The sequence below is a fragment of the Leifsonia sp. 21MFCrub1.1 genome (genome assembly GCF_900107895.1).
GTDB lineage: Bacteria > Actinomycetota > Actinomycetes > Actinomycetales > Microbacteriaceae > Leifsonia > Leifsonia soli.
This window is the reverse complement of the sequence record NZ_LT629867.1, coordinates 389,374-411,327: the sequence shown is the minus strand read 5'-3', so window position 1 is coordinate 411,327 and position 21,954 is coordinate 389,374. Positions and strand designations below refer to the sequence as shown.

Annotated in this window: 18 protein-coding genes; 14 read left to right on the top strand and 4 right to left on the bottom strand. The window is 69.4% G+C overall.

Going from position 1 to position 21,954, the window contains the following annotated elements; genetic code table 11:
* Positions 1 to 64 precede the first annotated feature (64 nt).
* Positions 65 to 1,111 (top strand): alpha/beta hydrolase, encoded by a 1,047-nt coding sequence (locus tag BLW09_RS01820; RefSeq protein WP_089907659.1) that lies wholly within the window; start codon positions 65 to 67, stop codon positions 1,109 to 1,111.
* A 12-nt stretch (positions 1,112 to 1,123) separates the two neighbouring features.
* Here the strand turns inward: BLW09_RS01820 and BLW09_RS01815 are convergent, their stop codons facing one another.
* From BLW09_RS01815 to BLW09_RS01805, 3 genes are all read right to left on the bottom strand, one after another.
* The gene (locus BLW09_RS01815) at positions 1,124 to 2,887 is read right to left on the bottom strand and encodes a DUF4434 domain-containing protein (RefSeq protein WP_172824160.1); all 1,764 of its coding nucleotides are present in this window, start codon (positions 2,885 to 2,887) and stop codon (positions 1,124 to 1,126) included.
* A 127-nt stretch (positions 2,888 to 3,014) separates the two neighbouring features.
* The gene (locus BLW09_RS01810) at positions 3,015 to 4,517 is read right to left on the bottom strand and encodes a DUF4127 family protein (RefSeq protein WP_157696887.1); all 1,503 of its coding nucleotides are present in this window, start codon (positions 4,515 to 4,517) and stop codon (positions 3,015 to 3,017) included.
* Between the two features lie 13 nt (positions 4,518 to 4,530).
* Positions 4,531 to 5,313 carry a GntR family transcriptional regulator gene (locus BLW09_RS01805; protein ID WP_089907650.1) on the bottom strand — a complete coding sequence of 261 codons (783 nt, stop codon included), beginning with the start codon at positions 5,311 to 5,313 and terminating at the stop codon, positions 4,531 to 4,533.
* Positions 5,314 to 5,424: 111 nt separating this feature from the next.
* Between BLW09_RS01805 and BLW09_RS01800 the strand changes: the two genes are divergently transcribed.
* Genes BLW09_RS01800 through BLW09_RS01780 form a run of 5 tightly spaced genes read left to right on the top strand, consistent with a single transcriptional unit; the run spans position 5,425 to position 10,167 of the window.
* Entirely contained in the window at positions 5,425 to 6,711 is a 1,287-nt protein-coding gene (locus BLW09_RS01800; protein ID WP_089907647.1) for an ABC transporter substrate-binding protein, read from the top strand.
* A complete protein-coding gene (locus tag BLW09_RS01795) occupies positions 6,711 to 7,634 on the top strand; it encodes a carbohydrate ABC transporter permease (RefSeq protein WP_089907644.1) in 924 nt (307 codons plus the stop codon). Before BLW09_RS01800 ends, BLW09_RS01795 begins: the two co-directional genes overlap by 1 nt.
* On the top strand, positions 7,615 to 8,517 hold the full coding sequence (locus tag BLW09_RS01790; RefSeq protein ID WP_089907641.1) for a carbohydrate ABC transporter permease: 903 nt from the start codon (positions 7,615 to 7,617) through the stop codon (positions 8,515 to 8,517). Before BLW09_RS01795 ends, BLW09_RS01790 begins: the two co-directional genes overlap by 20 nt.
* Entirely contained in the window at positions 8,498 to 9,223 is a 726-nt protein-coding gene (locus BLW09_RS01785; protein ID WP_197682048.1) for an N-acetylmannosamine-6-phosphate 2-epimerase, read from the top strand. The genes BLW09_RS01790 and BLW09_RS01785 overlap by 20 nt, the downstream gene beginning before the upstream one ends.
* Positions 9,223 to 10,167: an ROK family protein gene (locus BLW09_RS01780; RefSeq protein ID WP_089907639.1), complete on the top strand. Its 945-nt coding sequence runs from the start codon at positions 9,223 to 9,225 to the stop codon at positions 10,165 to 10,167. Before BLW09_RS01785 ends, BLW09_RS01780 begins: the two co-directional genes overlap by 1 nt.
* On the opposite strand, the gene BLW09_RS01775 is transcribed toward BLW09_RS01780, so the two are convergent.
* The gene (locus BLW09_RS01775; RefSeq protein ID WP_089907636.1) at positions 10,164 to 11,084 is read right to left on the bottom strand and encodes a DMT family transporter; all 921 of its coding nucleotides are present in this window, start codon (positions 11,082 to 11,084) and stop codon (positions 10,164 to 10,166) included. The genes BLW09_RS01780 and BLW09_RS01775 overlap by 4 nt on opposite strands.
* A gap of 124 nt (positions 11,085 to 11,208) precedes the next feature.
* On the opposite strand from BLW09_RS01775, the gene BLW09_RS01770 reads away from it, so the two are divergent.
* From BLW09_RS01770 to BLW09_RS01735, 8 genes are all read left to right on the top strand, one after another.
* Entirely contained in the window at positions 11,209 to 12,093 is an 885-nt protein-coding gene (locus BLW09_RS01770) for a LysM peptidoglycan-binding domain-containing protein (protein WP_089907633.1), read from the top strand.
* A 111-nt stretch (positions 12,094 to 12,204) separates the two neighbouring features.
* A complete protein-coding gene (locus BLW09_RS01765; RefSeq protein WP_018192380.1) occupies positions 12,205 to 13,392 on the top strand; it encodes an LLM class flavin-dependent oxidoreductase in 1,188 nt (395 codons plus the stop codon).
* A 53-nt stretch (positions 13,393 to 13,445) separates the two neighbouring features.
* Complete coding sequence (locus BLW09_RS01760) at positions 13,446 to 14,138, top strand: CE1759 family FMN reductase (protein ID WP_089907630.1); 693 nt, start codon at positions 13,446 to 13,448, stop codon at positions 14,136 to 14,138.
* 120 nt (positions 14,139 to 14,258) lie between these two features.
* Complete coding sequence (locus BLW09_RS01755) at positions 14,259 to 15,737, top strand: glycosyltransferase (protein ID WP_089916530.1); 1,479 nt, start codon at positions 14,259 to 14,261, stop codon at positions 15,735 to 15,737.
* Positions 15,738 to 15,835: 98 nt separating this feature from the next.
* Complete coding sequence (locus tag BLW09_RS01750; protein WP_089907627.1) at positions 15,836 to 16,546, top strand: ABC transporter ATP-binding protein; 711 nt, start codon at positions 15,836 to 15,838, stop codon at positions 16,544 to 16,546.
* Complete coding sequence (locus BLW09_RS01745) at positions 16,543 to 17,874, top strand: FtsX-like permease family protein (protein WP_089907624.1); 1,332 nt, start codon at positions 16,543 to 16,545, stop codon at positions 17,872 to 17,874. The genes BLW09_RS01750 and BLW09_RS01745 overlap by 4 nt, the downstream gene beginning before the upstream one ends.
* Positions 17,875 to 18,017: 143 nt before the next feature.
* Positions 18,018 to 19,715: a glycan biosynthesis hexose transferase WsfD gene (gene wsfD / locus BLW09_RS01740; protein WP_089907621.1), complete on the top strand. Its 1,698-nt coding sequence runs from the start codon at positions 18,018 to 18,020 to the stop codon at positions 19,713 to 19,715.
* Complete coding sequence (locus BLW09_RS01735) at positions 19,687 to 21,945, top strand: LuxR C-terminal-related transcriptional regulator (protein ID WP_089907618.1); 2,259 nt, start codon at positions 19,687 to 19,689, stop codon at positions 21,943 to 21,945. Before wsfD ends, BLW09_RS01735 begins: the two co-directional genes overlap by 29 nt.
* Positions 21,946 to 21,954 lie beyond the last annotated feature (9 nt).

Here is a 21,954-nt window from a genome sequence, read left to right as displayed (position 1 = left end):
CCCGACACGCGGTCGGAGGGCGAAAACCTCCGGAGCCGGTGGTCGGTGTCGCTACGGTGAGGGCATGACCCGTGCCCGCGCCGACGAGCTGCCGACGCCTCCACTTCTCTCGCGGCGGGCCCGCCGCGTCGTGTCCGTCACCGCGATCGTGCTGCTCTGCCTGCTCATCCTGGGCAGTCTGGCGTCGTCGTCACCGTGGCCGTCCGCCCTGACGATCCGCAGCGTCTTCGCGAAGGGCGCGGCCGAGACCGTCGCCGAGATGCAGCCGTTCGTGCCGACCAGTGGAGTGACAGCGCAGACCGGCCTCCGCTACGCGCCGGGCTCGCCGGACACGACCTTCGACATCTTCCGCCCGGAGAGCGCCACGGACCCGCTGCCGACCGTGGTGTGGATCCACGGCGGCGCGTGGATCTCGGGCGTCAGCTCCGACGTCGACCCCTACCTGCGCATCCTGGCCGATCAGGGCTTCACGACCGTCGGGCTCAACTACACCGTCGGGCCGGAGGCGACCTACCCGACCGCGGTCCGGCAGCTCAACGACGCCCTCGCCTACCTCGACGCGCACGCGGAGACGCTCGGCATCGACCCGAGCCGCATCATCCTGGCCGGGGACTCCGCCGGATCGCAGCTCGCCAGCCAGCTGGCCGTGATGACCACCAGCCCCGAGTACGCGAACCTGCTCGGCATCGCGCCGGCGCTCCAGCCCGACCAGCTGTCGGCCGTCGTGCTCAACTGCGGCGTCTACGACCTCACCGCCCTCGCCAGCCTCACCGGCGTCGACGGCTGGGGCTTCAAGACGGCGCTCTGGTCGTACAGCGGCACGAAGGACTGGTCGCAGACCTACGTCGGGTCGACCATGTCGACCATCCAGCACGTCACCGCCGCCTTCCCGCCGACCTACATCTCCGGCGGAAACGGCGACGGCCTCACCTGGACCCAGTCCGTGCCGATGGCGGCGGCGCTGCGCGCGAAGGGCGTCGACGTGACCGAGCTGTTCTGGCCCGCCGACCACGAGCCCGCACTGCCGCACGAGTACCAGTTCCACCTCAAGTTCGCTGAGGCGCACACGGCACTGGATGCGACCATCGCCTTCCTCCGCGCACACAGCTAGCGCGTCGCGGCGTCACAGCCCCCGGACGGTCGCCTCGTCCACGAACGACCAGGCACTGCTTGCGGGGGTGACGGTGAATCGGATGTAACGCCCCGAGCCGGAGAGCCCGTATGCCGCGTAGGTGTACCGCTGGTCGGCATCACTCACATTCGGTGCGGGCATGGTCACCAGAGGCGTGAAGGTCGAGCCGCTGGTCGACACCGAGACCTGGATGCTGGACGGCAGGAAGATGTAAACGGATTTCGTCTGCAGCCACGACGTCCCCACCTGGGTGATGGTCTTGGTCGAGCCGAGGTCGATCGTGAAGCTGTAGGCGCTTCCCGTATTCCGGCCCTGCCACGCTGCGTCGGAATAGCTCGTCGTGCCCGTGACGCCGTTCGTCAGCTCCGCTGCGCCCGTGTCCGGATAGCCCGGGTCCGCGCCAACGGACGTCGTGTACGAACGGCCCGAGGAGATCAGAGGGTTCGCTGCGGGTGCCGAGGACGTCGTCGCCGTCGCCGTCGTGCTCTGGGCGGACACGTTGCCGGCGGCATCGAAAGCGGCCAGCTTGTAGCTGTAGGTCGTCGCGGGGCTGAGACCGGCATCCGTGAAGCCGGTCACTGCGCCCTGGATCACTTTCACGAGCGCCCCTCCGCGATAGACGCGGTATCCGGCGATGCCGATGTTGTCGGTGGACGCCGTCCAGGCCAGATTCACCGAAGTGACGCCGCCCGCCGTCGCTGTCAGACCTGTCGGCGTGGTCGGGGCCGACGACTCCACAGCACCGGTGGACAGGTAGTTCCGGTAGGTGGTGTCGTACACGGCGGGGACCGTCAGCGGGCTGTCGTAGTGGTCGTACGAGAACGACAGGGTCTTGGTCACGTACGGCGCAACGGCGTTCAGGTCGGCGATCAGCTGGGAGGTCGACATCGGCGTGAAGTCCGGGTTGAAGGTCTCGCTGTCCGCCCAGAGCTGGGTGGCCGGGCGGGAGCTGGTGATCGCGCTCTTGGTTGCCGAGAACCACGTGGCCAACTGCGCGGTCGTCGCATGACCGGCACCGACCCCGTCCTGCAGGGCGATCACATCGATCGGAGCGGAGGCGAGGATGCTCGACCACATGCTCGTCCACTGGGTGCTGGTCTGACCTCCGGACGTGTTGTAGAACGGGCTGATGATCACGGGCTTGCCCGGGGTGAGCGCATGCAGATGGTTCGCGATCGTCGTATAGAACGTCGCCATGGCGGTCCAGGACGAGGTCGAGGTGAAGTTCCAGTTGTCGACCTCGAACGGAAGGTACCAGCCGGCGAAGGACGTGTGCGTCCCATACCGGGCATAGAGATCGTCGGCCAGGGCGTTCGCCGCCGTCGCCTGGCCGTTCAGCCAGGTGGTGTCGTTGGCATAGGTGTTCCACCAGTCGTCGTTCGTCTGCAACCCCAGGTACTCGGCGACCCCGGCGCTGTCCGCCGCCGTGAGAACACGGGAGACCACATCCGTCGACGTGCTCTGCGTGTACCCGCTGAGCCCACTCGGGTAGACGGTGGTCGACGCTTTCGTGTCCGCCGTCCACTGGATCACCTGGCTGGTGATGCACGCATTGGTCAAGGTACCGAGCTCGGAGGAGAGCTGGGTGGCGCTCCAGCCGTCGACGAGTGCCGGCTGGATGAAGCTGCCGTCGATGCGCGGGGAGGTGGTGCAGGTCGGTGTGGCGGCGGCCGGCGTCGCTGGAACGACCAGGGCCGCGGCCAGGGCAGCCCCGGCGATCAGGGACGCGAGACGCGACCCGGTGCGGTGACTCATACCTACTCCTTCGAGTGAGCGGTCCCGACGCCAGTGCCGAGACTCGTAAATGGTATAGCCCATTTAAGATCGTCTCGGCAACAACTTCCTTTAATTATCAGTAGTCATCACCCAATGGATGACACCATTACCCTTGCCGAAGGGCGATTTCGATCTCGAAGCTCCTCGCCCACGGCAGGGTCACCCGGTCGATCCGCCAAGCCTCACCCTCCGGGAGGATGCTGCTCAGATAGTCGCCGAGCTCACGGGCGATCCTGGCTACGGCCACCCGCTGCCGATCGGCGTCGACCGGGCTGATGCTGCCCCCGAACTCGGCCGCATGCATCGCGAGACGCGTTCCGCTCTGGTAGGCCCGATCGTCCAGGACACGGGTGAGCAGCGCCTCCCTCGCCGCGGTCTCATCTGCGTTACCGGTCGCACGCCCGGCCCACAGAGCGGTCGCCTGCGCCACGGCTCCCCCGATCGAGTTGCCCGCGGTGTTCCAGCCTCCGTAGGACGCGAGCTGGAGCAGGAGGCCTTCGGCCGCCAGCCGATCGACCAGGTCGGGATCGCCTCCGTTGCTGAACCGCACATCGGCGAGCGCGACGATAGAGCCTCCCGCCAGAGCCGTTCGCACGGCAGCCACGGTGGCCTCGGTGGCGGCCGGGTCGGAAGCCGGCCGTGTTCCGAAGAAGTCCCCCCGGGAGGGATCCGGCGCGTGCGCCACCACGACCAGATCGGCGGACTCCTCCGGCTCGGCGAGGCGCCCTCCTGCGGCGACGATCTGCCGGGCCAGGCTCTCGCGCAGCGCCGCATTCTCGAAGCTCGGAACCCGGTCGAGACCGTCCGGCTCACCACAGACGATCCGCCACGACGGGACGCCGACGTCGGAGGTGAGGGCACGAGCGACCAGAACCGCTCCCACCTCGTCGGCACCCGGATACATCAGGACATCGCCGCCGCCGGGCAACGCGCGCGCCCAATGCCGGAGCCACACCTGTTCGGCCGAACCGGCCGAGTACGGAGCGGTGTCGTCCGCCGTCAGCGTCAGCGTGTCGATCGTGCCTTCCTCGTGGAGCGCGAGGGCCGCGAGATTGATCGTGTGGTTACGGAGGCGGCGAAGCTCGAAATCGCTGCGGACGCCGTCGGGGACAGTCGTGGCGAGCGGCTCGACGGCGCCTTCGCCCTCCACGATGTCCGCTTCCAGCGCTCGATGGAGGTCTCCGCCCAGAGCGTGCAGTTCGCGGCCCCAGTTCTCCCAATACGCAGGCTCCTCGACCGACGAATAGGAGTCGCTCGCCCGCATGATCAGGGAGGCTGCCGTGATGCGCAGTGCCGGGGCGACAGCTTTGAGTTCGCGGAGCAGATCGAGGCGTGCCAACGCCGTGGTCGTCGTGTCGGAGGTGATGCGCGCCGGGATGATGCCGCCATGCACGAGCGTGTCGACGCACACCACGAGACTGTCGACCCCCTTCGATCGCACGAGCCCGCGCAGCCAGTCGTGGAGCGTCGCGATATCGGCCGGCCTCCGGAAGTCGGGCATCGCGTCCGCCGGCGGCAGGATCAGATCGGCGCCCGCGATCGCCGCGACCTGGCGCGGGAGCTGGACGTTCACAGGGCGTTCATCCAACGGGACGAGTGCGATGCGCATGGGTCTCCTCGGTTCAGCGCGTGCGGTGGATCTGGAGCTCGTAGTGATAGCGGTCGCCCCGATACGTCGATTCGGCGTATTCGACCGGTCGGTCCTGGGCATCGAAACTGGTGCGGGTCACGTAGAAGGCCGGAGAGAAGGGCGGAGCGCTCAGCAGCTGCGCCTCCTCCGGCTCGAGCACACTGGCATGGATGCTCTGCTCGGCCCATTCGATCTTCATCCCGTACTCGGTTTCGAGGATCTGGTAGAGCGATTCGCTGCCGATGTTGTCGATCAGGCCGGGAAACAGCCGCGGATTGAGGTACGTGTCCTCGAGAGCCATCGGCTCACCGTCCGCGGTGCGCGCCCGCCGGATGTGGAACACGTCGTCCGACGGGCTGACCCTCAGCTTGGCGCCGAGCCGGGCGCCGGCGGAGATGGTCTCGGTGACCAGCACCGAGGAGCCGGGGACGAGACCGCGGGCGCGCATGTCCTCGCTGAACGAGGTCAGCTCGACGGACTTGGTGATCCGCGGGGCGGCGACGAACGTGCCGGCGCCTTGCACCCGGTAGACGAGACCCTCGTGCTCGAGACGGTCGAGCGCCCGCCGCACGGTCAGTCGGCTGACGTCGAACTCAGAGGCGAGATCGCGCTCGGTCGGCAGCTTGGAGTGCGGTTCGAGCCCCTGGTCGATGACGTCGACGAGGTGCTGACGCAGCCGCTCGGACTTCGTGTGCTGCTCCGCCATGATCTCCTCCGCGATGCATCCGGCCCGGTGTCGGATTGGTGAGAACCATTTTAGGGAGATCGAGACCATCCATCGCAACTATTCCGCAATTTCCGCGAATCTGTTGACACCGTTCGAGCGAATGGAGTACACCAATTGACAAGCACTCCCATCCGACCCCTGACACCCGTAAGGAAGCCCATGGAAACCAGGATCACGAGACGGCGGCCCCTGCTGCGCACCGTCGCGCTCACCGGCGTCGCCGCCGTCGCCGTCGCCTTGAGCGGATGCTCCGGGGCCGCGTCCTCCGGCCCCACCACCATCACCTTCTCCTACCTCTGGGGAGGAGAAGAGGCGAAGGCGCTCGAGAAGGTCATCGCCGACTTCAACAAGAGCCAGTCCGAGATCAAGGTGGTCGGCGTCTCCAGCCCTGACGCGCAGAAGCAGCTCACCTCGATGTCGTCCAGCAACGGCAGCTTCGACATCTCCGACAACTTCGGGAACACCGTCGGCTCGTGGGCGTCGAAGGGAATCCTGGCGCCGCTCGACGACTACCTGAAGACCGAGAAGGTCGACCTCGACGGGTTCGCCCCCGCCGCGCTGGACCAGATGAAGTACGAGGGGAAGACGTACGCACTGCCGATCGCCGTGCACACCCAGCAGCTCATGTACAACAAGGACCTGCTCGACAAGGCGGGCGTGCAGCCGCCGACGACCATGGACGAGCTGGCGGACGCGGTCAAGAAGCTCACCGTCACCGACGCGAACGGCGCGATCACGCAGATCGGCCTCGGCAACCCCTCGACGTCGACGCTCTTCACCACCCTCGGCTATGCGTTCGGCGGCACCTGGGACGGCAAGAACGGGAAGACCCCGACGCCGGACGACCCCAAGAACGTCGAGGCGCTCGACTGGTACGCCAAGACCCTCACCGATACGTACGGCGCGGACAAGATCGCGACCTTCACCTCGGGTCTCGGGCAGTACATGTCGGCGCAGGACCCGTTCTACACCGGGAAGGAGGCCATGGTGATCGACGGCGAGTGGCAGGCCATCAACATCCCGAAGGTGGCGCCGAACCTCAACTGGGGCGTCGTGGACATCCCCGCGGCGAGCCCGGAGCTCGCCGGCACGACCCAGGTGACGACGAGCACGCTGTTCATCCCCAGCAACTCGAAGCACAAGGCCGAGGCGGCGAAGTTCCTGGCCTACATCGTCGGGGACAAGCCGATGACGGACTTCACACTGGCGCTGGGCAACCTGCCGTCCAAGACGTCCCTGCTGACGGCTTCCGCGTACGGCGACATTCCGCACTTCGACTCCTGGCTGAAGGCTCTGACAAGCAAGAACGCGAAGTCGCTGGCGTCCCAGCCGTACAGCGCGCAGTACTCGACCGACCTCGCCACAGCCTTCGACGACGTCGTGCGCGGGGTCGCCTCGCCCGAGAAGGCGCTCTCCTCGGTCGCGGACAAGGCGCGCTCCTACTGATGTCCCTGATGACTGCCAAGCGCGGTGCGCGACGCCAGACCCTGCTGGGTCTGGCGTTCGCGTCGCCGTTCATCATCGGGGCGGCGGTGTTCATCGTCTGGCCGGTGCTCGCCTCGGCCGGCTACAGCTTCACCGACTTCAACCTCTTCCAGGCGCCGTCCTGGGTCGGGCTCGACAACTACGCCCACATGCTTCAGGACTCCACATTCTGGAAGGCATTGGCGAACACGCTGTTCCTCACCGTCACCGGGGTGCCTCTGACGATCGCCATCTCGATCCTCGGAGCTCACTTCCTCAATCTCCCGGTGCGCGGTCAGCCGCTCTACCGGGCCCTGGTGTACCTCCCGACCATCGTCCCGATCGTCGTCGGAGGCTATCTCTGGCGATGGCTGCTGAACACCCAGTACGGCTTCGTGAACTACTTCCTCGGCCTCCTCCACCTCCCCCAGCCGGAGTGGCTCGAGCAGCCTGCGTGGGGCAAGCCGGCCATCCTGCTCATGTGCCTCTGGACCATCGGCGGCACCATGATCATCTATCTGGCCGCGATCAAGGACGTCCCGACGGAGCTCTACGAGGCAGCCGAGCTCGACGGCGCCGGCTGGTGGGGCCGCTTCCGGTTCATCACCTGGCCGACGATCTCGCCCGTGACCCTGTTCCAGGTGATCGTGACGGTGATCGCCTATCTGCAGATCTTCACCCAGCCCTACCTGCTCACCCAGACACGACTCAATGAGGCGAGCGGAGGGCCGGGGCAATCGATGATCAGCTACGCGATGTACCTGTACCAGAACGCGTTCGTCTTCCTGAAGATGGGCTACGCCTCGGCGATGGCCTGGGTGCTCTTCCTGATCACGCTGGTGATCACCCTGCTGCTGCTCTGGTCGTCCAAGAAATGGGTTCACTATGGTTCTGAACGCAATTGAGAAGCCGCAGGCGCCGAGCCGAGCCCCGTGGACCGACAGCGAGGGCGAACCGCGCCGGCGCCGGCGGCGGCCAGCGCGAACCGCGGGCCGCTACGCACTCGTCTGGGGGCTGACCCTCCTCTTCGTCTTCCCGTTCCTTGCGATGCTCAGCACCGCATTCAAGCTCCCGGCGGACATCTTCAGCTCGCCGCCGGCACTCTGGCCGAAGGAGTGGACACTCGACAACTTCGTGGCGGTGTTCGAGGAGATCCCGTTCTGGCAGTACCTGTGGAACACCGTCGTCATCGCAGCCCTCTCGGTGCTCGGGATGCTGATCGCGTCGCCGCTCGTCGCGTACTCCCTCTCGAAGATCGGGTGGCGGGGGCAGCGTCCGCTCCTCGTGATCGTGATGGCGACCATGATGTTGCCGCCACAGGTGACGATGATCCCGCTCTTCCTGATGTGGAACGGTCTGCAAGCGACGAACACGATCATCCCGCTCGTGGCCCCGGCGTTCTTCGGAACCCCGTTCCTGATCTTCATGCTGCGCCAGTTCCTGATGTCGGTGCCCGATGAGCTGATCCAGGCCGCTCGGATCGACGGCGCTTCGGAATTCCGCATCTACTGGTCGATCGTGCTCCCGCAAGCGCGGCCCGCCCTGATCACCGCGGTGATCTTCCAGTTCGTCTGGGCGTGGACCGACTTCCTGAATCCGTTGATCTACCTCAACGACGCCTCCAAATACACGTTGTCCATCGGCCTGTACTCCTTCTTCGGGGAGCACAACGTCGAATGGGGTCCGCTGATGGCGGCATCCGTCTTGTTCACCATTCCAGCGCTGGCGCTCTTCGTCGTCTTCCAGCGCTACTTCGTAGGGGGTATCAGTGCAGGCGCACTCAAGTAGCAGCGAGGGAGCCCTCGCCCGCACCGCGGACGGTCGGCTCGGCGCTCTCGCGGCGATCGAAGGAGGGCTCGTCGTCTCGTGCCAGGCCCAGCAGGGCTCGCCGATGCGCGACACGGCGACGATCGCACGGCTCGCGGCGAGCGCGCTGCAGGGCGGTGCGGTCGCCCTGCGCGTCAACGGGCCGGACGATGTGTCGGCCGTCCGGCCGTTGACGGATGTCCCGGTCATCGGGCTCGACAAGCGGATGGGCCCCCGGCGCAACATCATCACCCACACCGACGAGCAGGTCATCGCGCTCGCCGCGGCGGGGGCCGACGTCGTCGCGGTCGACGCCACCGCCGAGGTCGCCGGGGATGTCGCCTCGCGGGTCCGTTCCGCCGTCCTGGCGGTGCCGGTGCCGATCATGGCCGACGTGTCGACCCTCGACGAGGGGCTGACGGCGTGGGACGCGGGTGCGACGTTCGTGGGGACCACCCTCTCCGGTTACACGCCGTACTCGCGGATGGACCCCGGCCCGGACATCGAACTCGTGGCGGAGCTCGCCTCACGCGGGGTTCGCGTACTGGCGGAAGGACGCTTCCAGACCCCGGAGCAGGTCTCCCGCGCCTTCGACGCCGGCGCGTTCGCCGTCGTCGTCGGCGGAGCCATCACCGACCCCATCGCCATCACCCGGCGATTCGCGGCCGCGACGCCGCGCGGCACCTGATGCCGGCACGTGGACCCGTCGTCGTCGGCATCGACATCGGCGGGACGAAGACGGCCGCCGCTGTGGTTCGGCCGGATGGGAGCCTGGCACATCGCGCCGAGACGCCCACGCCGGCGCAGGCGGGCCCGCAGGTCGTGCTGGACACCGCCGCCGCCCTGGTCGCGACCATCGCCGAACGAACGGGGATCACGCCGGATGCTTTCGGCGTCGGCAGCGCGGGGGCGTTCGACGAGCACGGCGTCGTCGTCCATTCCACCGACCATCTGGCGGGCTGGAGCGGAACCGACGTGGCCGGCGGCCTACGCTCGCGACTCGGGGCGCCCGTGGTGGTCGTGAACGATGTCCATGCGGCGGCGACGGGCGAGCGGACGACGTCGGGCCTGGAGCGTTTCCTGTTCGTCGCCGTCGGGACGGGCATCGGCGGCGCCGTGGTCACCGATGGCATGGTGCTGCTCGGAGCGTCGGGCATGGCGGGCTCGGTAGGGCACGTCCGCATCCCCTCGGCACGGCACCGCGTGTGCTCGTGCGGGGGAGCCGATCACGTCGAGGCCTTCGCCAGCGGCCCGGGCATCGAGCTCACCTACGCCGAGTTCACCGGCCGCGCGCGCGATCTGCGTTCGATCGGACGGCTGGCGGCGGAAGGCGACGTCATCGCAGCGCAGGTGATCCGGGTCGCGGCCGAGGACCTGGGCGAATCGCTCGCCTCCGCAGTCGTGACGGTCGACCCCGGCACCGTGCTGCTCGGAGGAGGAGTGTCGGGCCTTGGTGCCCTGTTCATCGATCCGCTCGCTGAACGGCTCCGCGCGTCGTTGCGGCCGCCCTTCGCGGATGTGCGGGTCGAGGCTGCCCGATCGGGACCCGACGCCGCGCTCATCGGTGCAGGCCGGCTCGCGTTGGAGTCCCTTCCGGCGACGGAGGCAGACGGGTCTCCGGCGCACAGCTAGCGCGCCGCGGCCGCCTGGGCGGCGAGCTCGGCCTGCCGCCGGGTGAACAGCCGGACGCGCTGCTGGGTGAGCAGGATGCCCGCGAGCACGATCACGGCACCCACCGGTTCGTTCCAGGTCAGGTGCTCGCCGAGCACGAGGATGCCGAGGGCGACCCCGACAACGGGCGTGACGTAGGTGACCCCGGATGTCGCGGTCGGCCCCCACGCGCGCAGCACGTTCATGTTCCAGATGTAGACGACACCGGTGCCGAGGGCGCCGAGCGCCAGGAGCGACAGCAGCACCGGCCAGCTGAAGGTGATCGGGTGCCACGCGACCACGGGCGTCAGGAGGATCATGATGACCGCCGCCAAGCCGATGTTGAGGAACGCGCTCGTGGTCGCAGACACCGCCCGCGGGCTGATGAACTTACGGATGTAGCCGAAGCTGAACCCGTAGCAGGTGACGGCTCCGAGGCAGGCGAGCTGGCCCCACAGGCTGCCGCCCAGCGCATCCACCGCCCACGGCCCGACCACCACGACCACGCCGACGACGCCGATCAGCACGCCGAGCACCTGGTCGCGGTTCAGCTTCTCGACCCGGAACGCGGCCGTGACGAGGATCGCCGTCGTGATCGGCGTGACGGCGTTGTAGATGCTCGCGAGGCTGGACGACACGTACTGCTCCGCCCAGGCGAACAGCAGGAACGGGATGACGCAGTAGGTCACAGCGACGACCGCGAAGTGCAGCCAGACGATCGGCTCGCGCGGCAGCCGCACCCGCATGACGAGGGCGATGATGCCGAGGGTCAGAGCTCCGAACACCAGTCGCGCCCAGGCGACCTGCCCGAAGCTCACACCGCCGAGAGCCACCTTCATGAACAGGAAGCTGGCGCCCCAGACGAGACCCATGGCGACGAACTGCACAGCGACCTTCACCCCTCGACGCTAGCGGGTGGCGTCGGGCGAGCGCGTGCGGAAATCGGACACGGATGGATGAGATCCGGCCACCCGGTATTTGATAGCGTTCCCGGCGGGGGGAATGATGAACCGTCACCGGAGAATGCACCGTCGTGCTGCGGCGGCTGTCGCAGCCGTCGTGCTGCTGGGAGCGCTCACAGGATGCGCGCTGTTCGCGGGCGCATCGCCGCAACGGCCCGTGTCGCAGCAGACGCACAAACCGACGCCGACGCCCAAGCGCACGCCGGTCGGACCGGGCACGGGCGTCCTGTCGGGGTCGCCGACGCCGACTCCGTCGCCCACGACGCCGCCTCCGCCGCCGCCCACGCTCGTCCCGGTCCCGCAGGGCACCGTGGTGGCCGAGGGGAACGTCGCGTCGCCGAAGGGCAGCATCCACTTCCACTACCGGATGGTGTCGAACGGCGACAACACCTACTCGGCGCAGTACTCGAACTTCACCTCGACCGTGCCGGTGCCGATCTCTGTCACGCTGATCGATGTGCCGCCGAACGTCGGGGACGGCCTGACCTATCACGGCGTCGGAGACCACCCGCTCGGCGGGCCGACGACGGCGGCGGCCCCGCCCTCGTCCGCTCCGCTCGGGCGCATCGGCAACCCGCCGAGCCTCACCACCCTGCTCACATACTCGTCGGCGGCGTCGGCGGACGGCATCCCCGTCGAGCTCGGGCCGAACAAGATCCTCGCGGTGAACTCGGTGCGCTGGTCCATCCCGGCGCGGCAGACGAACGTGCACCCGGTCGACCACGGCGCCGCGCCGAACGCCCAGGGCACCGTGACGGAGACCACCCCCTCCGGCGCCCCGGCCAGCTACGTCGTCGCCCCCGGCGACACGACGGCCCGCGTCGCGGAGCGCTTCGGCATCCCGGTGGAGTATCTGCGCTGGCTGAACCCGAGCGGACAGGCGTTCGACAGCACGGGGGCCGTGTACGAGTCGACGACGCTGAACCTCGATCCCGAGGCGCTCTGACGGTCATCGATTCCCCCTGAGCGCCTCCCGCGCCAGGATGGGAATACCTCGTCGCCTTTCGCGTTGTATGCGTTTGCATAGAAACGGCGAGAACAACAAGAGGAGCCAGTCATGCAGTACGGAATCTTCTCCGTCAGCGACATCACCCGCGACCCCGTGTCCGGTGAGACGCCGAGCGAGGCGGAGCGCATCGATGCGATCGTGAAGATCGCGAAGCACGCAGAGGAGGTCGGGCTGGACGTCTTCGCCATCGGCGAGCACCACAACCCGCCGTTCTTCTCGTCGTCCCCCACGACGCTGCTGGCCCACATCGCCGCCCTCACCGAGCGGCTGACGGTCACCACATCCACCACCCTGATCACCACGAACGACCCGGTGCGCATCGCCGAGGAGTACGCGATGCTCCAGCACCTGTCCAAGGGCCGCATGGACCTGATGGTCGGGCGCGGCAACACCGGCCCGGTGTACCCGTGGTTCGGCCAGGACATCCGCCAGAGCCTGCCGCTCGCGCTCGAGAACTACAACCTCCTGCACCGGCTGTGGCGCGAGGACGTCGTCGACTGGGAGGGACGCTTCCGCACCCCGCTGCAGGGCTTCACCTCCACGCCGCGCCCCCTCGACGACGTTCCGCCGTTCGTCTGGCACGCCAGCATCCGTACCCCGGAGATCGCCGAGCAGGCCGCCTTCTACGGCAACGGGTTCTTCGCCAACAACATCTTCTGGCCGAAGGAGCACTTCCAGCGCCTGATCGCGTTCTACCGTGAGCGCTTCGAGCACTACGGCCACGGCACCGCGAAGGAGGCGATCGTCGGACTCGGCGGCCAGGCCTTCATCGCGAAGAACTCGCAGGACGCGAAGAACCAGTTCCGTCCCTACTTCAACGAGGCCCCGGTCTACGGCAACGGCCCGACGATGGAGGAGTTCACGGACGCCACCCCTCTGACCGTCGGCAGCCCGCAGGAGGTCATCGACAAGACGCTGACCTTCCGCGAGTGGGCGGGCGACTACCAGCGCCAGCTGTTCCTGATGGACCACGCCGGCCTGCCGCTCAAGACCGTCCTGGAGCAGCTCGACCTGCTGGGCGAGCACGTCATCCCCGTCCTCCGCAAGGAGACCGAGGCGCGCAAGGACCCGGAGACCCCGGACGCCCCCACCCACGCGTCGCTGGTGAAGGCCAAGTACGGAGACGCCGACCCGCGCCAGCCGCGCCCGAACGCGAACCGCGGCGACAACGTCACCGGCGCATCGCCCTACCAGGACACCGACGAGCAGGTCGAGGTGAGCTACCCGGCGCTCTGACGCCGGGCAGCATCCACCGATCACCGACCCATCGATCGAGACAAGGACAGACCATGAACACATCAGACCTGCGGCCGTTCCGCGTCGTCGTGGTGAATGCGGGCGTCAGCGACCCGTCGTCCACCAAGATGCTCGCCGACCGCCTCGCCCTCCGCGTGGAGGCCGCCGCCCAGCGCGACGGCCGCACGGTCGAGACGCTCAACCTCGACCTGCGTGAGCTCCTCCCGGAACTGGGCGCCGCACTGGCGTCCGGCCACCTGGGGCCGAAGTTCACCAAGGCCATCGAGGCGCTGAAGTCGGCCGACGGCATCATCGCCACCGCCCCGGTCTACAAGGCAGGACCGAGCGGGCTGTTCACCTCGTTCTTCCAGGTGCTCGACAACGACCTGCTGATCGCGAAGCCGGTCGTGCTCGGGGCGACCGCCGGCACGGCCCGCCACGCGCTGGTCGTCGACGGCGAGATGCGGTCGCTGTTCGCCTTCCTGCGGACCATGACGACGCCGACCTCCGTCTTCGCCTCCACCGAGGACTGGCAGGACAAGGCCCTCGGCAAGCGCATCGACCGCGCGGCGCGCGAACTGGTCGTGCTGATGGAGTCCGAGGTCGAGGCCAAGATCACGGACACCTCCTGGGACAGCTACCAGCACGAGTTCGGCTCGGCCGGCGGCAACGAGCTCGGCATCGACCTCGGCTCCGACCTGATGCGCCTCGCGGCGGGCGGAACGCTGCCGGGCGGCCGTAAGTAGCGCAGCAGAACGGAACGACGGGCCCCGGGCGACCGGGGCCCGTCGTCGTATCCGCCGCGAACTGCCAGCACGATATGGTCGGGGGTGAACAGGGAGGTCTCGGGGTTGGACATTCTCAGCGTGCTGCACGCGATCGGGGTGGTCGTCTGCCTCGTCCTCGCGCTCACCGGGCTCATCCCGGTCATCGCCGCCGCCGCGACGTTCGTGGTCATCCCGTTCCACGCGTGGATCAACCACTACGGGAAGGCGGCACCCTACCTCCCGCGCGTGGCGATCATCGTCCCGGCCTGGAACGAGGGCGCGGTCATCGGCGCCTCCATCGACCGGCTGATGAAGCTCGACTATCCGCGCGAATCGCTGCGCATCTACGTGGTCGACGACGCGAGCACCGACGACACCCCGGATGTGGTCCGCGACCGGGCGGAGCAGTACCCCGGCAACGTCTACCTGCTCCGACGCGAGCACGGCGGCCAGGGCAAGGCGCACACGCTCAACCACGGCATCGCGAAGGTGCTCGAGGACGACTGGATGGAAGCGCTCCTGATCATGGACGCCGACGTCATCTACACCCCCGAGTCGCTGCGCCGGATGACCCGCCACCTGGCCGACCCCGACGTCGGCGCCGTGTCGGCGTACATCAGCGAGGGCAGCCGCGACCGCAACTACCTCACCAAGTTCGTCAGCGTCGAGTACGTGCTGTCGCAGCCCGCCGCGCGCCGAGCGCAGAACGTCCTCGGGGCGCAGGCCTGCCTCGCGGGCGGCGCGCAGCTCCACACCCGCGAGAACCTGCTCGCGATCGGCGGCCGCATCGACACCTCGTCGCTGGCGGAGGACACGATCACCACGTTCGAGACGCAGCTGCTGGGCAAGAAGGTCGTCTTCGAGCCGCACGCGCGCGTGCTCGCCGAGGAGCCCCGAACGGTGGATGCGCTGTGGAAGCAGCGGCTGCGCTGGGCGCGCGGCAACGTCACGGTGACGGCGCGCTACTCGAAGGTGTGGTTCCGCCCGTCCCGCCTCCACCACCTCGGCGGAATCAGCTTCGGCATCGTCTGGTTCAGCCTGTGGCTACTCCCGCTCATCATGATCCTGTCGTCGGTCGGCCTCGCCGGCCTGTTGTTCCTGCAGGATGAGATCGCCACGACGGTCTTCCGCGTGCTCTGGATCACTGCGGCCCTCGCCTACCTGTTCGTCCTCATCCTCGGCTCGCAGACCGACGGCAAGACCACGAGGCACGAGCTGGGCAACGTCCTGCTGTTCCCCGGCATCATCAACATGCTGGTCATGCTCACCGCCCTCTTCCCGCCGGTGATGCTGGTGTGGCTGCCCGGGCTGTTCGGCGTGACCCTCAGCGAACCGGCCCTGTTCGCGATCACGCTGGCGATCTACATCTGGATCCCGTTCTCGATGGTGGTCGCCTGGCTGGCACGGAAGGCAGAGAAGGTGCGCGCCGGCCGCTGGCTGTCACCCGCCCTGATCTACCTCGCCGGGTACGGCTCCCTGCTCTGCGCGATCACCTTCGACTCCTACCTCAAGGAGCTCGCCGGCGCCGAGGCGCGCTGGGACAAGACGGAGAAGGTCGGCCGGGTCGCCGCCGGCTGAGGTGGTACCGCGGGATGACATCCTGCGGATGACGCGCCCGCCCGGCGATGAGCCTCCCGGCCGATGCCCGCGCGGCGCCACGCGGGCAGGGTGGGATCATGACCTCAGCTCCCCCGGCAGCGCCCCCGGCCATCGTCGCCAGCGCGCTCACCAAGACCTATGGCCCCTCCGTCGCCCTCGCCGGCGTCGACTTCCGCATCGCGCCCGGCGAGTCGGTCGCCATCATGGGCGCCTCCGGCTCGGGCAAGACCACCCTGCTGCACTGCCTGGCCGGTATCGTCGCGCCGGACAGCGGGTCGGTGTCGCTGGCGACCGCGACCGGCCCGCTCGAGATCACCGCACTCGATGAGGCGGGCCGTTCCCGTCTGCGGCGCGAGGCGTTCGGGTTCGTGTTCCAGCAGGGGCTGCTGCTGCCCGAGCTGACGGCCGTGGAGAACGTCGCGCTCCCGCTCATGCTGACCGGGGTGGACCGTCGTGCCGCGGAGCAGACCGCGGCCATGTGGCTCGCCGCGCTCGGTCTCGCCGGCTACGAGACCCGCCGCATCGGCCAGCTCTCCGGGGGCCAGGCGCAGCGCGTGGCGATCGCCCGAGCACAGACCACGAGCGCCGCCGTCGTGTTCGCCGACGAGCCGACGGGGGCTCTCGACTCGCAGACGTCGGCGGAGGTGATGGATGCGCTGATCCGGTCGACGACGGAACGCGGGCGGTCGCTGGTCGTGGTCACGCACGATGAGACGGTCGCCGCCCGGTGCTCGCGCGTTCTGCGTCTCGCGGACGGACGCATCGTGGACGAGGTGAGCACGCGATGACCACCCTGCGACTCGCCTGGCTGTTCGGCCGGCGCAGTGTCTCCGCCCGCTCCACCGTCGTGCTGCCGGTCGTCGCGTTCGCGGTCGTGACGGCGCTGCTGCTCATCGTCGCGGGCGGAGCACAGGCGTTCTTCTCGTGGACCGACGACATCGCCGGCCTCTACCAGGTGCTCGCGGTCATCGCGCTGTCGCTGCTGGTGGTTCCGCTGGTCGCGCTCGGCGGCTCGGCGGCCCGGCTGTCGGCGCGACGGAGGGACGATCGGCTCGCCAGTCTCCGTCTGCTCGGCGCGACTCCCGGCCTGGTGACCGCACTGACGGTCATCGAGTCGACCGTGCTGGCCGTGGCCGGCGCGATCGCCGGCGTCGTGCTGGCCCTCCTGGCGTCTCCGCTGGTCGCGCTCATCCCGTTCCGCGGTGAGCCGCTCGGAATGTCCATCCTGCTGTCGCCGCTGTGGATGGCGGTCACCGTCGCTGCGGTCGGGGCACTGGCGGCCCTGAGCGCCGTCGTCGGGCTGCGCGGTGTCATCCTGTCGCCGCTCGGCGTCCGGACGCGTCAGCAGGCGCCACGCGTGCACTGGGTCCGCGCCCTGATCGCGATCGGAGTCGTGGTGCTCGTCGCCGTCGCCATGACAGCACTGCGTGCCGCGGCCGACATCGGGATCGTCATGGTCGTCCTCGCGGTCGGATTCGGCGGGAGCATCGCCGTCCTGAACCTCGTGGGGCCGTGGGTGCTTCGGGTGGCCGCCACCGGTCAGGCCCGCCGGGCGCGGACCGCCCGCCGGCTCCTGGCCGCCCGGGCGGTGCTCGAATCGCCGAAGGCCGCCTGGCGGCAGGTGTCCGGGGTCGCGATGACGAGCTTCATGGCCGTCTTCGCCGGGGTCGGGGTCGCGCTCATGGATGCGGCGGGCGACTCGGGCGACCCGCAGTCGCGGCTGCTGGTCGGCGACATCCGCACCGGCGTGCTCATCACGGTCATCGCGTCGTTCCTGATGGTCGCCTGCTCTGCGGGCGTGAACCAGGCGGCCGCCATCCTCGACCGCCGCGACCTCTACGTGAGCCTCGACCGGATCGGCATGCCCGTCGGCGAGATGAACGCCGCGAGGAGCCGCGCCGTGATGTCCCCGCTGCGGGTGACCGCGATCGGGTCGGCGGTGACGGCGGCCGTCGTGGTGTTCCCGCTGACCGGGGCGAGCCTCCTGCTGTCTCCCCTCACCCTGGTGAGCGTCGCGGCGTGTCTCGCCGCGGGCGTGCTCCTCGTGTGGGCGGCGCTGCGCGCGACGCGGCCCGTGCTGAGACGGGTGCTCGCGGAGCCGTCGCCGAGCCTCTGAGGACGGAGTTCACCTCGGTACTACTCAGCGCGCCGGGCTGGACCGCGGAACGGTCGGGCGTTTCTACTCAAGTGCACGATCTTCGCTACGGCACTGAAGAGAGACCCGATCGCTCCGGGAAAGTCGGTACCTAGAGTACGCAAGTGTCGAACATCGCCGCCGCCCAACCGACCCCCGAGCCCTCCGAGCCGCCGGACATGATGGCGACGCCGGACATGATGGCGACTCCGGGCCCGGTGGCCGAGACCCGCCGCCCGCGCGACCGTCGGTCTCGAAGCGGGCGGCGCGATCCCAGCCCGCGCGACGGACTCCCGGGCGGCGACCGCAGCCGCAACCCCTTCCGCAGCCCGGCGCTGGGCAGCCTTCTCATCGGTGTGATCGCCTGGCTGCTCACCGTGCTCCGCACGCTCTGGCCCACGGTGACCGGGCTGGCGGACAACGGCGACGGCCAGCGCTACGTGTGCCAGTTGGGCCTGGTGCCCACCGACGCGTCCGTGCCGCGGGCGTGGTCGTTCGCCATCCTCGATTGGATGCCGGGCGCGGTGAAGGACTGCGTCGCCTATCCGTCCAGCCAGGTGTGGCTCCTGCGGGCGAATCGCTGGCTGACGGAGGCGCTCGGCGGTGTGCCGGGGCATGTCGACCTGCGCTGGACCATCCTCGGCTACACGGTGGTGATGGGCGCTCTCGTCGGGGCGTTCGCCTTCGCGGTACGCCGCGGCGCGCTGTCCCGGGTCCTGCTCGCCGGCGCTTTCTGGCTGGTGCTCACCGACCCGGCCTGGGCGAACTACGCCGGAAGCAACTTCGGCGAGTTCCCGGGCATCCTCGGGGTCGGCATCATCTCCGTCGGTGCGGTGCTCGTCGGCACGAGCGGTCTGAAGCAGTATGTCGGGCTGGCGATGGTCGGGGTCGGGTCGCTCCTCGCGGTCACCTCCAAGACGCAGGGGGTCACGCTGCTCGTCCCCCTCGCCGTCTTCCTGTTGTGCGTCACCCTGCGCTGGCGGCCGCCGAACGGCGGGGTGCGCTGGTGGCGTCCGGCGCGGCTGGCCGGCGCCGGCGTGGGGCGAGTCCTCGGCATCGCGCTGGCGGCGGCGCTCCTCGCTCCTGTCGGGTGGATGCTGGCCAACAACCCGAAGGAGTTCCAGGCCATCAATCCGTGGGAGGTCATCTCCGTCGGGATCCTGGGCGCCAGCGACGATCCCGCGAAGGATCTCCGCGAGATGGGTCTCCCCGAGGAGCTCTCGAAATACGCCGGCGACTCCGTGTGGGTGAAGGACAGCATCATGCAGTCTCCGGAGTGGGAGAAGTACAAGCACCTCATGACCTACGAGGTGGCGGCACGATTCCTGCTGGCGCATCCCGACCGCGCGTATTCGATCGCGCAGAAGGCGGCTGTCGACTTCTGGAAGGCGCGACCCGGCTACCTCGGCAGCTACACCGCCGACAGCGGTCATGCGGCGCAGTCCATGGACGTCTCGCCGGTCGCGGAATTCTCGCGAGCGTTGTCGTGGGGCGGGCTCCCGCTGCTCGCCCTGGTCTGGATCGCCCTCGCCGTGATCGACGTCCGGCTCATCGTCCGGAGTACGCCGGGGTCACCACGTCGCGCCTTCGCCTCCGCCGCCGTCCTCATGGTGTCCTTCGCGATCGTGCAGTTCTTCACGGCCGCGTTCGGTGAGGCGATCGAGAACACCAAGCACATGGTCTACGGAGTCCAAGCGCAGTCGATCGCAACGGTCTTCCTCGTCGCGAGCGCCCTGCATCTGCCCGACGTCCCTCTGCCTGTCGGCCGTAGACGCGCCGCTTTAGACTCCCCGCATGGAGGAGACGCACCCCCGCCCGAGTGATTCGGGGGTGGCGGACGCCTCACGGAGAGACGCGCCGATCTCCTCCTTCGGAGCGCCCGCGGACTGGTCCGCGATCATCCGTCGCGGGCGCCCTCCGATGTCCGCCGTGTCGGTGGTGGCGCCCGCGGGCTACGGCAAGACGGTGCTGCTGGAGCAGTGGGCCGGACGGGATGGCCGGCTCGGCATCCCGGTGCCGCTCTCGGCCGCCGATGCCGACCCCGCGACCCTGACCGCGTCGGTCGCGGCCGCGTTCGCGCGGGCGCTCGTGAACGAGGCCGGGGCCGCTGACGGGCTCGGTGTGCACGTCGAGTTCGCGTCGATCGCCGCGCATCCGGGGTCGGGGCGGAGCGTCCTCGCCCGCACCGCTGTCCGGCTGCAGGCGCTGATCGCCGCCATCGATCGCCCTTTCGTGGTCCTCGTCGACGACGCGGACCACGCGGCGGCCGACGCCTGCCAAGACGTCTTGGAGGTGGCTTTCGCGCGCATCCCGCCGGGGTCACTGCTCGTGGTGGCCGGTCGCATCCGGCAGCCGTTCCTGTCCCGCCTCCGCGTCGCCGGTCGCGTCGCGGATGTGGGGGCTGCCGATCTCGCGCTCGACGCCGTCGAGGTGCGGCGCGTCTTCGACGGCGCGGGCGCGCCGACACCCTCGGAGGCCGACGCGCTGCGCCTCCGGGAGCGTACGGAGGGGTGGGCCGCCGGCATCGCGCTCGCCGCCATCATCGCTCGGGACGGTGGCGACCCGCTGGGGGTTCTGGGGGATGACGGCCCGGTCGCGGAGTTCCTGCAGCGCGCGGTCGTCGCGTCGCTGAGTGCAGACGAGTTGTCGTTCGCGCGCGAGTCCGCCGTCTTCGACCCGATCGTCCCGGCCGAGTGCGACGCCGTGCTCGGCCGGACGGATTCGGCCGAGCGGTTGCGCGCCCTGGAGTCGCGGGGGCTTCTGCTCGCGCCGTTGGACGTCCGCCGCACCGCGTACCGCTACCATCCGCTGTTCCGCGAGTTCCTGCTCGGCGGGCTGGCACGCTCCGAGCCGTCGCGCGAACGCGAGCTGCAGCGGGCGGCCGCCCGCCGGTGCGAGGACGGTGGCCGTCTTCCTCCGGCGATCGATCACCTGCTCGCGGCAGGCGATCTCGAGCATGCGGCGCGTCTGGTGGCCGAGTGCGCATTCCGTTCGGGCGAGTCGGGCGATCGCGCGGCGGTCGACCGCTGGCTGGGCGAGCTGGGCGACGCGGCCATCGCGGCGTTCCCTCCGTTGATGGTGGTCGCCGGCTGGTGGGCCGCTCTCGATGGCCGCCCGCGTGAGGCCGACCGGTGGGACGATCTGCTGGGGAGCCGGACCTTCGCGGGGCCGACGGTTCCCGGGTTTCCGCCGTTCGCGTCGGCGCGCGCGCTGCTGCGGGTCCTGCTCTGGCGGCACGGTCTCGGTGGCGCCGTGCACGACGCCACGTGCGCTCTGCAACGTGAGCCGATGTCGGGCGAGTGGCGGGATCATGCGCTGCTGCTGCACGGTTGGACGCTTCGCCTCGGCGGCGACCCGGCCGGGGCGCTCGCCGAGTTCGAGGAGGCGTGCCGGCTGGCGGCGGTTGCCGGACACGCGACGACGCTCGTGCTGAGTGCTTCGGAGTTGGCGCGGTTCGCGTTCGACGCCGGTGCTCGCGCCGACGTCGACCGCCACCTCGACCGGGCTCTGAGTGCGGTGGACGCGGCTGGGCTGGACGGCACCGCTGCCGCGTGCTTGGCGCGGGCGGTTGGGGCGCGCCGCGCGCTGCGCAGGTACGACCGCTCTGCCGCCGAACGGCTGGTGACGGCCGCCATGCGGGACCGCGGGGTGTGCACCTACGCGGTGCCGGTGCTCGCGGTGGAGGTGCGCATCGAGCTGTGCCGCGCGCACCTGGCGCTGGGGGATTCCGCAGCCGCCGCGCATCTGCTGCACGAGATCGACGACGTGCTGTGGCTCCGGCCGGGGCTGGGTGCGCTGGAGGGCGCTGTCGACGATCTGCGTGACGACGTGCGCCGCAATTCCGCGGTGCTCGGCCCATCCCCGCTGACGCCGGCGGAGTTGCGGGTGCTCCCGCTCCTGCAGACGCACCTGACGATCGCGGAGATCGCTGCGCGCCTGTTCGTCAGCCGCAATACGGCAGGGACCCAGATCGGTGCGATCTACCGGAAGCTCGGCGTGACGACGCGCAGCGCGGCCGTGGAGCGGGCCGCAGAGGTCGGTCTGCTCGGCTGAGCTCCGGCC